The 14,374-nt window shown below is 59.2% G+C and carries 14 protein-coding genes; 7 read left to right on the forward strand and 7 right to left on the reverse strand.

Annotated features, from left to right (window positions below; all coding sequences use genetic code 11):
* Window positions 1-168 precede the first annotated feature (168 nt).
* From glgX to ACUTJJ_RS07885, 3 genes are read left to right on the forward strand one after another with little or no spacing between them, the layout of a single operon-like run.
* Window positions 169-2,124 (forward strand): glycogen debranching protein GlgX, encoded by a 1,956-nt coding sequence (glgX, locus tag ACUTJJ_RS07875; RefSeq protein ID WP_445541837.1) that lies wholly within the window; start codon window positions 169-171, stop codon window positions 2,122-2,124.
* 55 nt (window positions 2,125-2,179) lie between these two features.
* Window positions 2,180-2,668 carry a MaoC family dehydratase gene (locus ACUTJJ_RS07880; protein WP_144578529.1) on the forward strand — a complete coding sequence of 163 codons (489 nt, stop codon included), beginning with the start codon at window positions 2,180-2,182 and terminating at the stop codon, window positions 2,666-2,668.
* A 22-nt stretch (window positions 2,669-2,690) separates the two neighbouring features.
* Complete coding sequence (locus ACUTJJ_RS07885) at window positions 2,691-3,731, forward strand: DUF2332 domain-containing protein (protein ID WP_445541838.1); 1,041 nt, start codon at window positions 2,691-2,693, stop codon at window positions 3,729-3,731.
* Window positions 3,732-3,876: 145 nt separating this feature from the next.
* Here ACUTJJ_RS07885 and ACUTJJ_RS07890 read toward each other — a convergent pair whose 3' ends face one another.
* Genes ACUTJJ_RS07890 through ACUTJJ_RS07910 form a run of 5 tightly spaced genes read right to left on the reverse strand, consistent with a single transcriptional unit; the run spans window position 3,877 to window position 9,370 of the window.
* Window positions 3,877-4,431: a sarcosine oxidase subunit gamma gene (locus tag ACUTJJ_RS07890; protein WP_445541839.1), complete on the reverse strand. Its 555-nt coding sequence runs from the start codon at window positions 4,429-4,431 to the stop codon at window positions 3,877-3,879.
* The gene (locus ACUTJJ_RS07895; RefSeq protein WP_445541840.1) at window positions 4,424-7,384 is read right to left on the reverse strand and encodes a sarcosine oxidase subunit alpha; all 2,961 of its coding nucleotides are present in this window, start codon (window positions 7,382-7,384) and stop codon (window positions 4,424-4,426) included. Before ACUTJJ_RS07895 ends, ACUTJJ_RS07890 begins: the two co-directional genes overlap by 8 nt.
* The gene (locus tag ACUTJJ_RS07900; RefSeq protein WP_144578533.1) at window positions 7,381-7,695 is read right to left on the reverse strand and encodes a sarcosine oxidase subunit delta; all 315 of its coding nucleotides are present in this window, start codon (window positions 7,693-7,695) and stop codon (window positions 7,381-7,383) included. Before ACUTJJ_RS07900 ends, ACUTJJ_RS07895 begins: the two co-directional genes overlap by 4 nt.
* Window positions 7,696-7,706: 11 nt before the next feature.
* Window positions 7,707-8,117: a hypothetical protein gene (locus tag ACUTJJ_RS07905; RefSeq protein WP_296072469.1), complete on the reverse strand. Its 411-nt coding sequence runs from the start codon at window positions 8,115-8,117 to the stop codon at window positions 7,707-7,709.
* On the reverse strand, window positions 8,117-9,370 hold the full coding sequence (locus ACUTJJ_RS07910; RefSeq protein WP_296072466.1) for a sarcosine oxidase subunit beta family protein: 1,254 nt from the start codon (window positions 9,368-9,370) through the stop codon (window positions 8,117-8,119). The genes ACUTJJ_RS07905 and ACUTJJ_RS07910 overlap by 1 nt, the downstream gene beginning before the upstream one ends.
* 317 nt (window positions 9,371-9,687) lie before the next feature.
* Here ACUTJJ_RS07910 and rpsU point away from each other — a divergent pair, with 317 nt between their 5' ends.
* On the forward strand, window positions 9,688-9,915 hold the full coding sequence (gene rpsU / locus ACUTJJ_RS07915) for a 30S ribosomal protein S21 (RefSeq protein WP_063947155.1): 228 nt from the start codon (window positions 9,688-9,690) through the stop codon (window positions 9,913-9,915).
* A gap of 121 nt (window positions 9,916-10,036) precedes the next feature.
* A complete protein-coding gene (locus ACUTJJ_RS07920) occupies window positions 10,037-10,936 on the forward strand; it encodes a tetratricopeptide repeat protein (RefSeq protein ID WP_063947154.1) in 900 nt (299 codons plus the stop codon).
* 72 nt (window positions 10,937-11,008) lie between these two features.
* On the opposite strand, the gene ACUTJJ_RS07925 is transcribed toward ACUTJJ_RS07920, so the two are convergent.
* Window positions 11,009-11,275, reverse strand: a complete 267-nt coding sequence (locus ACUTJJ_RS07925) for a DUF6074 family protein (RefSeq protein WP_063947153.1) — start codon at window positions 11,273-11,275, stop codon at window positions 11,009-11,011.
* Window positions 11,276-11,611: 336 nt separating this feature from the next.
* Here ACUTJJ_RS07925 and ACUTJJ_RS07930 point away from each other — a divergent pair, with 336 nt between their 5' ends.
* Complete coding sequence (locus ACUTJJ_RS07930) at window positions 11,612-11,890, forward strand: exopolysaccharide production repressor protein (RefSeq protein ID WP_144578535.1); 279 nt, start codon at window positions 11,612-11,614, stop codon at window positions 11,888-11,890.
* A gap of 108 nt (window positions 11,891-11,998) precedes the next feature.
* On the forward strand, window positions 11,999-12,988 hold the full coding sequence (locus ACUTJJ_RS07935; protein WP_296072458.1) for a glycosyltransferase family 2 protein: 990 nt from the start codon (window positions 11,999-12,001) through the stop codon (window positions 12,986-12,988).
* Between the two features lie 100 nt (window positions 12,989-13,088).
* Here the strand turns inward: ACUTJJ_RS07935 and ACUTJJ_RS07940 are convergent, their stop codons facing one another.
* Entirely contained in the window at window positions 13,089-14,363 is a 1,275-nt protein-coding gene (locus tag ACUTJJ_RS07940; protein ID WP_296072454.1) for an NAD(P)/FAD-dependent oxidoreductase, read from the reverse strand.
* Window positions 14,364-14,374: the final 11 nt, after the last annotated feature.

Below are 14,374 nucleotides of genomic sequence, written 5' to 3' on the forward strand. Positions count from 1 at the left end.
TGAAGCAACCCTCGTCACACTCGGCCTCATCCTCGGGCTTGACCCGAGGATCTACTGGATGTCCGGGTTTTGGATCCTCGGGTCAAGCCCGTGGATGACAGAGGGAAAGTTTCGCTCCTAAGACTATCGGCGCCTTTTATGACGCAAATACCCTATTGGAGAGAGAGCATGCAGACACCTTCCGTTTTTCCCAAGGGCGCGCAGCGGACGGAAAACGGAACGGAGTTCGCGGTCTATTCGCGGCATGCTTCCCAGATCGATCTCTGCCTTTTTGATAAAACCGGTGACAAAGAAACGGCGCGCCTTCCGATGGTGCGCGGCGAGGATGATGTTCATCGGCTGACAGTCTCCGACGCCAGCACCGGCACACGCTATGGCTTTCGCGCCCACGGCATTTATTCACCCGACCATGGTCTGTGGTTCGATCCGGCAAAGCTGCTCCTCGACCCCTATGCAACGGAAATTGACCGCCCGTTTCGCCACGATCCCGCGCTATATGCCTTTGGTCAGGAAACGGGCCACATCGTGCCCAAGGCAATTCTTTCCCCTCATCACCCGCTTCAACGCCAGCCGCCGCTTTTTGCCCAAGGCGGGCTGATTTACGAACTCGCCGTCAAATCCTTCACCCAGCTGCATCCCGACGTCCCCGAGAATATCAGGGGCACCGTCGCGGCGCTTGCGCATCCCGCCATTCTCGCCCATCTGAAAAAGATCGGCGTTGATGCGGTCGAACTGATGCCAATCACGGCGTGGATAGACGAACGCCATTTGCCCCCTCTCGGCCTTTCCAACGCCTGGGGGTACAATCCGATCGGCTTCATGGCGCTCGATCCGCGCCTTTGCCCGGGCGGCCTGCCGGAACTGCGCGACACGGTTGCGGCATTGCATGCGCAGGGCATCGGCGTCATTCTTGACCTGGTCTTCAACCACACCGGTGAAAGCGATGTCGAGGGTTCGACCATGTCGCTGCGCGGCCTCGACAATCTCACCGCCTTCCGTCACATGCCGGGAAAGCCGGGCGAGCTCGTCAACGATACCGGCACCGGCAATACAGTCGCCTGCGACCACCCCTATATTCGCCAGCTCATCATTGATTCGCTGCGACACTTCGTTCTTCATGCGGGGGTGGACGGCTTCCGTTTCGATCTGGCACCCGTGCTCGGGAGAACCGCGGCGGGTTTCGACATGGCCAGCGAAACATTGGCCGCCATGCATTCCGATCCTGTTTTGTACGACCGGGTGCTGATCGCTGAACCCTGGGATATCGGGCCCGGCGGGTATCAGCTTGGCAATTTCCCGCAAAGCTTTCTCGAATGGAACGACCGCGCCCGCGACGACATGCGCCGTTTCTGGCGTGGGGATGCCGGCATGACAGGCGCACTCGCTGATGCCTTATCCGGCTCGTCTCCGATTTTCTCCAGACACGGGCGGACTAAAAGCCGGAGCGTCAATTTTCTTGCCGCCCATGACGGTTTCACCTTGTTCGACCTCGTCAGCCATGAGCGCAAGCACAATGATCAAAATGGTGAGAACAATCGCGACGGCCATAACGACAACCATTCCTGGAACAATGGTTTCGAAGGTCTGACGGACGATCCTGCCATCCTGGCAGCGCGGCTTGCGGATGTGAAAGCGCTGCTATCCACGCTTTTTGTCAGTCGCGGCACCTTGATGCTGACGGCAGGCGACGAGGGAGGGCGCAGCCAGCAGGGCAATAACAATGCCTATTGTCAGGACAACGCCATCAGCTGGGTCGACTGGTCATCCCTCGTCCCAGACCTGATCGAGCACACGGCGTTTCTCGCGGCGCTCCGCAAACGTTTTGACGTGTTTGCCAAGGCCGATTTCTTCACTGGGCGCGGTGATGTCCTTTGGCTTGCGCCGGGCGGTGAGGCGATGACGGTGGCAGATTGGGAAAGCCAGGAGGTGCAGGCCTTCGCCATGATGCTTTTCACTCTGGACCGTGAAACTGGTGAGGACGCAGAGCTAGCCGTGCTGATCAACCGCAGCCGGAACGTCGTGCCGTTTGCCCTGCCGGGCGATGGCTGGTCCGCGATTGGTACGGATTTCGGCAATCCCGCCTTCCTTCCAGCCCGCTCGGTTGTCTTTTATCTGCGCGGTTGATCACGTCGCGTCACCAGCCGTATAAGTCGCGGTAAACCAATGCGGACGAGGTAAGATGACAAAAGAAATTGCGCTGGCGGAGATGAAAAACCACGTTGGCAGCGAGATGGGCGTTTCCGACTGGATTACGGTTGACCAGTCGATGATCGATGCCTTCGCCAAAGCGACGCTCGATGACCAGTTCATTCACACTGACCCGGAGAGAGCGAAGGCAGAAAGCCCGTTCGGCGGCACCATCGCCCATGGATTTCTGACGCTCTCTCTTCTTTCAGCCCTCAACTATGATGCCCTGCCCCGTATTCGTGAGCAAACCATGGGCATCAATTACGGTTTTGACGCCGTCCGCTTCGTCGCTCCTGTCAAAAGCGGTGCGCGGGTGCGCGGTCGTTTCACGCTGGCAGAGATCCGCTTTCGCGGCGCCACAATGTTGATGACGACTTACGATGTCACGGTGGAAATCGAAAACGAAAAGAAACCTGCCCTCACCGCCCGCTGGACGACGATCAGCCAGTTTAACGCAGAAGATCGGCCACAGGACGCCTGAGGCGCAGGCAGGGAGAACCCGCATGCATGACGAAGCGGTAAGGAATGCGTTTCTGGTTCAGGCAAAAGCCTGTGACAGCCTCGGATCTCCCTTTACAGCGCGGCTTTGTCGCGTTGTCGCCACACGGCTCGACCGGCAAACCGAGGTGGGCGAGACTATCTTGTCCTGGCCCGGCGATGTTGGACCTTCCGGCGATTCCGTTCCCCTGCGGTTGGCCGGGGCGTTGCATGCCCTTGCGATAGAGGAAAAGATCGCCCCTCTTGTCGATATCGGCCCTGACGACGAGGACGCACTTTGGCGTGCCTGTGCCAGTGCCCTGCGTTTCCACGCCGCCTTCATTCTCGAACGATTGAAATCGCCTCCGCAGACCAACGAGGTTCGCCGATCCGCCGTTCTCTTGCCCGGCTTCCTTACGCTCGCAACATTGACCGGCAGGAGGCTTGTGCTTTCGGAAATTGGTGCCAGCGCTGGGCTCAATCTGCAATTCGACCGCTACCAGTATCGTTTGGGTGACCTCGATTGGGGTCCGCAATCGGAGGTATTCCTGTCACCGGAGTGGCACGGAGAGAACCCGCCCCGTGAAGAGATTGAGGTTATCTCGCGCGCCGGCTGCGATCTCAATCCGCTTGACCCGTCATCTGAGGAGGATCGGCTGAGATTGATCTCTTACGTCTGGGCCGACCAGACGGACAGGCTGGAAAGAACAGCGGCAGCACTGCGCCTTGCGCAGGAACACGGCCTGCATGTCGAAAAGGCTGACGCGGTTGATTGGCTAAAATCGCGCTTGGCGCAGCGGTATGAAGGCGCGACGCACGTGATCTACCACTCGATCGCCTGGCAATATCTGCCGGACCGCTTCAAGGAGGCGGGAGAGGCGCTAATGGCAGAGGCCGGAGCGCGGGCAACGGCAGAGGCTCCGCTTGCTCGCCTCCAGATGGAGGCAGATGCGGCGCCCAATGGTGCCGCGATCACCCTGCAACTATGGCCTACGGGCGAGAAGCAGGAAATCGGCCGAGCCGATTTCCATGGACGATGGGTCGAGTGGCGAGGTTGGCAGACCTAGAGTATTTACGGTGATTACGGGATCACAATTAATGCTCTATCCCTTTCGCTTTGCCCCATTGTCCGACGCCGAAGCGAACACGCTTCGTCTGGAAATGCTCCAGGGCGTTTTTGGGTGGATCCTTGGCGCCCTTTTCTTCAACATCTTATATCATCACGTCCTGCGCCGCTTCCTGCAACAAACCGCCGACATAGGTCGCGAAAGAACGCCAGCACTCCACCCGGAACGTGTCATCTGCCGTGCGCAGCAGCACAACTTCCGCCTTACCGAACACGGTGCGTGAGCAGGCGCCGACCGGGAAGCTTGCTAGCGACAGATCCTGCGGGCAGCCGGCATTTAGCGCAGCTTCAGCGCCGGCACCCGACACGATGATGGCGTTGTTGCGATGGGAAACGTCTGTTGCCGAGAACAGACCGGACACATTGGCAAGCGCCGCCAACAGGTCGCTTTCGCCCTGATCAATCACTAGCCATTCATCCGGCCCCAGCCACAGGGCGGAGCGCAGGCCCGAGGTGACAGATGTTTTCGGCCTCACCGGCAGGGCAAGACCAAGCGCTTCTGACAAGGTAGGCATGGCGCTTTCCCGTGCGCGCAATGCCAGCCGCGAGGCCGAAGCCGCTGGCTTCAGAGACACGAAAGGCGAGCCGCCGTGAAAATCCTCAAGTACGGATTTGCGTTTTGCGTGCAGCATATCAGCCATTGAGACGGGCTCCTTCCTTGTCGAGGAAGACCATGTCGGTCACTTCGACGGCAATGGTTTTATCGGCAAGCGGGATGTAGAGCGTTTCGCCCATGCGCGCCCTGCCATCCGCCACCAGGGCGAAAGCAATGGAATGGTCAAGATTTTCCGACCAGTAGGCCGAGGTCACATGGCCGAGCATGGTCATCGGCTTTGGCTGGTTCGGATCGGCAACGATCTGACCGCCCTCGTCCGGTACGGTCAGCCGGTCCTTCGTCTTCAGACCGACGAGCTGCTTGCGGCCGCTCCGCGTAAGATCGATGCGTTTCAGCCCGCGAATGCCGACGAAATCCGTCTTCTTCTTGGAGACGGCCCAGGCAAGCCCGGCATCGTCAGGCGTCACCGTGCCATCCGTGTCCTGACCGACGATGATATAGCCCTTTTCGGCACGCAGGATGTGCATCGTCTCGGTGCCATAGAGGCAGCCGCCAACGGCTTCCGCCCGGTCGCGGATCGCGGACCAGACAGCTGCGCCATAATCGGCAGGCACATTGATTTCAAAACCGAGCTCACCGGTGAAGGAGACGCGGAAAAGCCGCGTCGGCACGCCGCAGAACTTGCCCTCGGCCACCGCCATATGCGGAAATGCGTCAGGCGAGATATCGATACCCTCGACGAAAGGCGCGATTACCTCCCGCGCCTTCGGTCCCTGCACGGCAATCACGGCCCACTGTTCGGTGGCCGACGTGAGCCAGACATCGAGATCCGGAAATTCGGTCTGGAGATAATCTTCCATGTGCTGGAGAACACGCGGCGCACCGCCCGTCGTCGTCGTCACATGGAAACGGTCCTCGGCCAGACGCCCGACGACACCGTCATCGTAAACGAAGCCGTCTTCGCGGGTCATGATGCCATAGCGGCAGCGGCCGGGCTTCAGCGTGTCCCAGGCATTGGTGTAGATGAGGTTCAGGAACTTCGCCGCATCCGGGCCAACCACCTCGATCTTGCCGAGGGTGGAGGCGTCGAACACGCCGACGCTGTCACGCACCGTCTTGCACTCGCGGTTGATCGCCTCATGCATGTCCTCGCCTGCACGCGGGAAGAACCAGGCGCGTTTCCAGTTGCCGACATCTTCGAACACCGCACCGGCCGCGAGTTCTTCCTCATGCATCGGTGTCTTGCGCGCCGGATCAAACAGCGCACCACGCGAATGATTGATGAGCGTCCCGAAGGTAACCGGCGTATAGGGCTGGCGGAAGGTGGTGAGACCGACCTTGGGCAAGTCCCGGCCCAGCGCTTCCGATGCGATGGCGAGGCCATGCATGTTCGACATCTTGCCCTGATCGGACGCCATGCCATTGGTGGTGAAGCGCTTGATATGCTCGACCGAATGCATGCCCTCGCGCACGGCAAGGCGGATATCTTTGGCGCAGACATCGTGCTGGAAATCGATGAACGCCTTGACTCCGATTCCCTCGCCAGCACCTTCCGCCGCACCGATCATGCCGCCAGTCCACGCCCTGGCATTCTCGCCCGAAAACGCGACCGATCCGCCGCCAGCCGCTGCGGCTTCGGCAATGATCGCGGCAAGATCATCCGTGCCGTTGCAGGCGCCGATGGAGACGCAGTTCTGAACATGGACGTCAGGCAGGAAGCGCTGGTTAGCCGCGTCGAATTTCAGTTTGCCGCGCGACTGGGAGAAAAGATGCACCGACGGTGTCCAGCCGGCGGAAACGACAAGCGCATCGATAGCAATCTTGCGTTTGTTGGAGCCGCCATTGCGTCCGACGGTCATCGAGGATACGCGCAGGCGACCGGCGGTGTCGTATACGCTGTGGCCCGCCAGCACTTCGATGCCGAGCGCCCGGGCCTCATCCAGCAGACGCTGGTCCGGATTTTCGCGGCAATCGACGATGGCGGCGATCTTCACCCCGGCCTTCTTCAGATCGAAAGCCGTCTCATAGGCTGAGTCATGGGCGGTGTAGACACCGACATTATGCCCTACGGTAACTCCGTAATGGTTGAGATAAATACGGGCCGCTGAAGCCAGCATGATGCCGGGCCGGTCATTATTGGCGAAGACCATATGGCGCTCGATCGCACCGGCCGCCAGCACGACCTTTTTGGCGCGGACCTGCCAAAGGCGCTCGCGCGGCTGGTGTTTGGCCGGTGTCGCGAGATGATCGGTGACGCGTTCGGCGAGCGCGACGAAATTGTGGTTGTAATACCCAAAGGCGGTCGTGCGGGTCAGAACCCGGACGTTGGGCATGGATTGCAGTTCAGCAAGCACCTTCTGCGCCCATTCATAACCGGGCAGACCATCGATCACCGCGCCAGTGTCGAAGCGTAACGCACCGCCGACCTCGGCATTCTCATCCACCAGAATGACGCTGGCACCGGTTTTTGCCGCCGACAGCGCCGCCGTCAGGCCGGCCAGGCCTGCACCGGCGACGAGCACGTCGCAATGGGCATAGCGGCCGGAATAATGATCGGCATCAGGTTCGCTCGGCGCCTTGCCAAGACCGGCGGCTCGGCGGATCAGCGGTTCGTAAATCTTGTGCCAGGCGGCCTTCGGCCACATGAACGTCTTGTAGTAGAAACCAGCGGCAAACATCGGCGACAGGAGGTCATTGACGGCGCTGAGATCGAAGGAAAGCGACGGGAAACGGTTCTGCGAGGCGATGATCGCGCCGTCGAACACTTCCTGCACCGTGGCGCGCACGTTGGGCTGCTTGCGCAGGCTGTCGCGCGACACGTCGATCAGCGCATTCGGCTCCTCCGGCCCGGCGGAGAGGAAACCGCGCGGGCGGTGATATTTGAATGAGCGGCCGATGAGATGCACGCCATTGGCCAGCAGCGCGGAGGCGACGGTATCACCCTCCAGTGCCGGATAAATCTTGCCGTCGAATGTAAAGCGCGCGGTTCTCGCTGGAGTAAGACGGCCCGCACCCTTGATACGATAATCGCCGCTCATTGCCCGGCTCCCTTTTCTGCGGAAAGGACCGTTTCGGCATCGGGCTTCGGTTCACCCGCCTTATAGGTCATCAGGAATTTGTCGCTGACCGAATCGCGGGCGGCGTTGAAGAAGCGGCCGCAACCGTGAATGTGCCGCCAGCGTTCGAAAACGAGGCCCTTGTCATTGTCGCGAATGAAGAAATACTCCGCGAAGGCCTCGTCGGAGATATCGGCGATGTTTTCCGGCCGCGCTATATGGGCTTCGCCCGCCCAGCGGAATTCCAGTTCGGAACGGTCTTCCCCGCAATAGGGGCAATGGATCAGAAGCATCGTCGCTCCACCTAGAGAGAATTTTCCGGAAGGATCGTTCCGGCGGGTTGGTCACACAGCCGCTTCCCCATGGCTACGAAGGGGGAAAGCCGCTTTAAAAGCTGCTCGAAATTATCGAAGGGGCGCAGCGCCGAGGCCCGGCCCATATTGACGATCGCAACCGCCATCATGTCGGTATCGATCGCGAAGGGATAGTCCTGCTCGCCATCCTCCTTCTCGCCGACAAAATAGACCATCTTGTTCGCGAGGCTTGGAGCACACAAAAGCAGGCCTTTTTCCGCCATGAAGGGCCAGTCTTTCTCGCCCTGCATCTTCTGGATTTTCTGGCTGCGGAAATCCTTTGCATCGGGAATGACGCTGCCGGCAGGCACGCCGTCGACCGCGCCGGAGACGTTGATCGCAAGCATGGCCGCCGCCAGCATCAATGCGCCACCGCCGCAGCAGCAGCCTCATCGATCAGCCGGCCTGTGCGGAACCGGTCGAGCGTCAGGCCAGCCGCCAGACGATGCGGTTCCCCGCGGGCGATGAGATGCGCGAAGAGATTGGCCGAACCCGGCGTCGCCTTGAAGCCGCCCGTGCCCCAGCCGCAATTGACGAAGAGATTCGGCACCGGTGTCACGCTCTGGATGGCCGACCGATCGGGTGTGTTATCGGTAATGCCGCCCCATTGGCGCATCATCTTCACACGGCGGAAGATCGGGAACAGCTCGCAGATGGCGTCCAGCGTATGGGTGATGATCTGGAGACCACCGGTCTGCGAATAGGAATTATACTGGTCGGTGCCGGCACCGATGACCAGCTCGCCCTTGTCGGATTGCGAAATATAGGCATGCACCGTGTTGGACATGACGACACAGGGGAAGATCGGCTTTAACGGTTCCGACACCAGCGCCTGCAGCGGGTTTGAGTGCAGCGGAACACGCACGTCAGCCATCTTCATGATCACGGACGAATGGCCGGCGGCGGAAACGCCGATTTTCTTGGCGCCGATGAAACCGCGATTGGTCTCGACGCCCGTTACAGCCCCGTCAGCTCCGCGGCGGATGCCTGTCACTTCGCAATTCTGGATGATGTGCACACCGCGATCGGAAGCGGCCCGCGCATAACCCCATGCCACCGCATCGTGGCGCGCGGTGCCGCCGCGACGCTGAAGGGCGGCGCCATTGATCGGGTAACGCGCATTGCCTGATATATCGAGCGGCGGACAATACGCCTTTGCCTGCTCCGGCGTCAGCCACTCATTGTCGATGCCATAGAGTCTGTTGGCATTGATATGGCGGCTGAAGGACTGCCGATCATGGATATTGTGCGACAGCATCATCACGCCGCGCGCCGAATACATGACGTTATAATTCAGATCCTGGCTCAAGCCTTCCCAAAGCTTCAGGGAGTGCTCGTAAATATCCATGCTCTCTTCATAGAGATAGTTGGAGCGGATAATGGTGGTGTTGCGGCCGGTATTGCCGCCGCCGAGCCAGCCTTTTTCGAGAACTGCGACATTGGTAATGCCGTGTTCCTTGGCAAGATAATAGGCAGCACCCAGACCGTGACCGCCGCCACCAATGATGATGACATCATAGTCCTTGCGCGGCTCGGGTGAGGCCCATTGCGCATCCCACCCTTTATGACCCCTGAGCGCCTCACGCGCCACGGCAAAAACGGAATATTTGCGCATTCTCGGTCTGCTCCTTAAGAACCGGCAAGAGACCGGCAACATCGTCCCGGTCCATATCATTACACATGGCAAATCAGGATGGGAGGCAATATCCATTTTGCGACGCCGCAATGATTTTGTTTCGACATCGCGACAGGAATCGTCTGCGGGAGGCGTTTTACAGGCGGATTATCCGTCTGCGGCTGGACTTGTTGCCAATGATCTGATATTCCACGCGACCAATCGCCCCGCCTTACGGCCGGATGAACGAATTTTATTTGCGTGCGAATACCTTTATTCGCCCAGCAAGACAGCAAAATTAAAGGAACAGGATACACGTGCAGGTACTAGTCCGCGACAATAACGTTGATCAGGCGCTCCGCGCCCTGAAGAAAAAGATGCAGCGCGAAGGCATTTTCCGTGAAATGAAGATGCGCGATTTCTTCGAAAAGCCCTCCGAGAAGCGCGTCCGCGAAAAGGCCGAAGCCGTTCGCCGCGTCCGTAAGCTTGCGCGCAAGCGTGCACAGCGCGAAGGTTTGGTCGCTGGCGCCCGCGCAGGTCGTTAACAGGCCGTCTTTTGGACGTTTTTGAATGCTTGTTGGGCGGGGGCGATCAGTTCGTCACCGCTCTTTGTGTTTGTGGTCGGAGAATGTTCATGAGACCGGCCTGCGAGGGAACCCACATCGAATGATCGCTGTCGACGCCTGTGTTGTGAAAATGTCCGATGCCTCCAAGCGCCGGATGCCCTTGATGCGCAACAGAGGGTTTCGCGCTTCTCTTGTGGTCTGCACCGTGCTTGCGGGTCTTTCCGGCTGTGCGACTTCCAACCAGACGGACGATGTGTTCCGGATCGACCGCGCCCAGGGCTCGCAGGAAAATATCGCATCTCTCACGTCGGTCATCAACGCCAATCCGCAGGATCCGGAGGGATACAATGTGCGTGGTTCGGCTTATGGCCGGGCTGGCGATTCGCGCCGCGCCATTGAAGATTTCAACAGGGCGCTGCAGCTGAACCCTCGCTTTTACCAGGCCTATGCCAACCGCGCACTGGTGTATCGCAACAGCGGCCAGCAACAGCAGGCCCTGCAGGATTACAATGCCGCCCTGCAGATCAACCCGAGCTATGATGTGGCGCTGATCGGCCGCGGTAATCTCTATCGTCAGTCGGGCCGTGTGAACGAAGCTTTCAATGACTTTTCCCGCGCCATCGAGCTGGAAACCACTGACGGCCGCGCCTGGCACAATCGGGGCCTGATCTACCAGCTGCGCAACCAGCATGCGCAGGCCATTGAAGATTTCTCCAAGGCCATCTCGCTGTCATCGACGTCGCCTGAGCCCTATAACGGCCGCGGACTTTCCTACGTCGCGCTCAACGACGACGAAAACGCGTTTGCGGACTTCAACCACGCGATCTCGCTTGATGGCAATGTTGCAGAATCCTGGGCAAACCAGGCGCTAGTCTACGAGCGACGTGGTGAAATGGCCAAGGCTGCCAAGTCCTACGCACATGCGGCAAGGCTTGATCCGAAGTACAAACCCGCACTTGATGGTGTTGCCCGCACACGCGGCGCTGCCGGCGCTTCCTGAGTTTTTAAGAGACCAGCAAAAAGCCGGCAGGTGTATTACCCGTCGGCTTTGTACATCATGGATTGAAAGCCTTTAGTGGCTGTCGCGGCGCGCCTCCGGCGCAGCATCGCTCGACCACAATTCTGCCTGAACGGCATTTTGAAACTCCATGACCTCCCGCCGCATAGCAGCATCGTCATAGCCAAGGGCAGTCAGGCGGGCGGCCAGGCTGCGGCACTCCGTACGCCAGAAGTCGTTTGCCTCCGCGCCATGCAGCCGATCGAGCATCGTCGCGCAGCGTTTGACGTCGGCAATACGGTTTTTTGCCGGGAAGGCGATTACTTCTGAACTCGTTGTCACGCGGTCACCCTGGTCTTCGAGGAATCAATACCGACTTTTTAAAGGCGAGATGGTTAACGAAGTCTGCAGAACGCGTAGGCCCCCTGCAATTGGCCGCTTAAGACGTATTTTAGCTGTCTCAGACGCAAGGACGGCCGGTGGAAACAGGCTTGATCGAAAAATTCCACGATTACCAAGGAATTTACCAATCAAGATTACCGAAATTTCATGCTGCAACCCCTAGAAGAAGTATATGTGTGTTGAAACAGCACCGGTCTCATCGTATATTTCCTTCAAAGAAGAAAAATGCAGCAGAGCAGTCAAGAGCGGAGAAATCGTTCTCGGGAGGAGAGCAACATGTATGCACCTCGTGTCTTTTTCAGCATGATTGGTGCCTTGCTTGCCTTTGCCATCGCGACATATTTCATCCACGGGTCGTTCTACACGGCTTTCATTCAGACACTCGTCTGCGCCGTCATCCTCCAGATTGGCTATTTTATCGGGATTCTCGTTCTCGTTGCCCGCGAAAAGCGCAGAATGCGTGAGACGTTTTTGCGCGACCGCAATGCCGATATCATTGCGGTTGATACGGCCAAGAGCGCGCCGCCGCATGGAGCCAAACTCTCCGATATGTGAGATTATGCGCCGCTTATTTTGTTGCGCCGCAAAAAATCGCTTGCATCCATACGCCTGACACTTTCTGCTGGCCATATCCTGACGGTGTTCAAGGCAGAAGGACAACACATGGTGAGCGGTTCACAGCCCATTTGCGTCATCATCGCTGCGAAAAATGCGTCTGACACGATCGACATCGCCATCCGCTCCGCGCTTGCGGAACCGGAGGTAGGAGAAGTCGTGGTGATCGACGATGGCTCCACGGATAAGACAAGCGATGTGGCTCACAGTGCGGACGACGCTACGGGCCGTCTTCGGGTCGTACGTTTCGACGTCAATCGTGGCCCTTCGGCCGCGCGCAATCACGCGATTTCAATTTCATCTGCACCGCTGATCAGCATTCTCGACGCGGATGACTTCTTTTTCCAAGGTCGCTTCGCCGCCATGCTGGCCGATGACGACTGGGATCTGGTGGCCGATAACATCGCCTTTATTCAACAATCCTTTCCAGGCGCATCTTCCATGCAACCGGCCCGGTTCGAGCCGCAGGCCGGATTTCTGTCGCTCGTTGAATTCGTCGAAGGCAATATCTCAAGACCCGGCGTGGAGCGCGGGGAGACCGGCTTTCTGAAACCCGTGATCCGCCGCGCCTTTCTCGACAAACATGCGCTGCGTTATGACGAGGCCCTTCGGCTTGGCGAGGATTACGAACTTTATGTCCGCGCGCTTGCGGCCGGTGCGCGATACAAGGTCATTCGCCATTGTGGTTACGGCGCAATCGTGCGGGGCAACTCGCTGAGCGGCAGACACCGCACCGAAGATCTTCGCCTTCTCTATGAAGCCGACAGGGCCATTCTCGCCAGCTGCCGCTTGTCTCCAGAGGAAACCGCGATCCTGCGCGAACATGAAAAACATATCCGCGCCAAATTCGAGCTTCGTCATTTTCTGGATGCAAAGAAAGAAAGCGGCATGGGCGGCGCGCTGAGCCACGCCCTTTCACGACTGCCAGCCCTGCCCGCCATTGCGCGCGGCATCTGGAGCGACAAAACCGCCCGCTTCCGCAAATCGCCGCCGGTTCGCGACGTGCGTTACCTGCTGCAAGGCACGCAGGTTTCCTAAAGAACGATTTAGGTACTGCCGCCGGCCCGACCGGCTCCGCTCAAACTCTCCGCCGAATTCAGCGCGGGCCCGATGGGGCTCAGGTCCCAATTGCCGCGTTTTACTGAAACTTGTCCAGCATCTTGTAATAAAAGCCCACCAGCGGCAGAAACCAGGGCTTCCCGAAGTGCCCGGGCACCGCTGGCCAGTCCAGACCCTTCAGCGGATTGTTGTCCGGACGTCCGAGAATGGCGTCGGCCATGATCATGCCGAGATGCGTCGAGAGTTGCGCGCCATGGCCGGAATAGCCCATGGCGTACCAGACGCCGTCATGGAAACCGGCGCGCGGGTAACGGTCCTTGGTCATGTCCACCAGTCCGCCCCAGCAATAATCGATTGGTACATGGGCGAGTTGCGGGAAGATGCGGTGCAGGCTTTCCTGCAGGATCGCGCCGCTCTTGGCATCGGAACGCTGATCGGATGTCGCGGAAAAACGGGCGCGGCCGCCGAAAATCAAACGATTGTCCGGCGCAAGACGGAAATAATTGCCGATATTCATGGTGTTGACATAGGTGCGGTTGCCGGGAACCGAGGCTTTGATTTCGGCATCCGTCAGCGGCCGCGTGGCGATGATGAAGCTGCCAACGGCGATGATGCGCCGGCGGAAATAACCGAAGCCGGAGGGCGTATAGGCGCCGGTGGCAACCAGAACATTGTCTGCCGTCAGCTTGCCGCGCGCGGTCTCCAGTTCATGCTTCCCGCCGTTCTGGACATGTTTCGTCACGGCTGCGCTTTCAAAAATCACCGCGCCACGACGGCTGGCGGCTTGCGCAAGGCCAGCGACATAACGGCCCATATGCATCATGGCGCTCTTTTTCGAAAGCATGGCACCATAAAATGGCGAACCGATTTCCGCCTTCAGTTGCGCCTCCGACAACAGCGCCGTATCAGGATCCACCTCGGCGTGAACGGCTTCGAAATTCCGGGCAAGGCCTTCGAAATGCTGGGGCTTCGATGCCATCTTGAGCTTGCCGGCCCGGCGGAAATTGCAGTCGATATTTTCCTCGGCGATGAGGCTTTCCAGCGTATCGATGGAGGCATCGAGCGCCTGATAGAGCGCGATGGCGCGCTCCTTGCCGAGTTCTGCCTTGGCAGAGAGGTAGGAATGGGCAAGGCCATTGTTCAGATGGCCACCGTTGCGACCCGAAGCACCCCAGCCGACGCGCTGCCCTTCCAGAACGACGACGCGCGCACCGGCTTTTGCAAGCTGGCGCGCAGCACCGAGACCCGTGAAGCCGCCACCAATGACGGCCACATCATAATGGCCTTCGACAGCACCTTGCGCCGCTCCAGCAAACAGCGGCGCCGTGTCGTGCCAATAGGAGACGAGCTTCATGATCAATGTCC

Source organism: Agrobacterium sp. DKPNP3 (assembly GCF_052686535.1).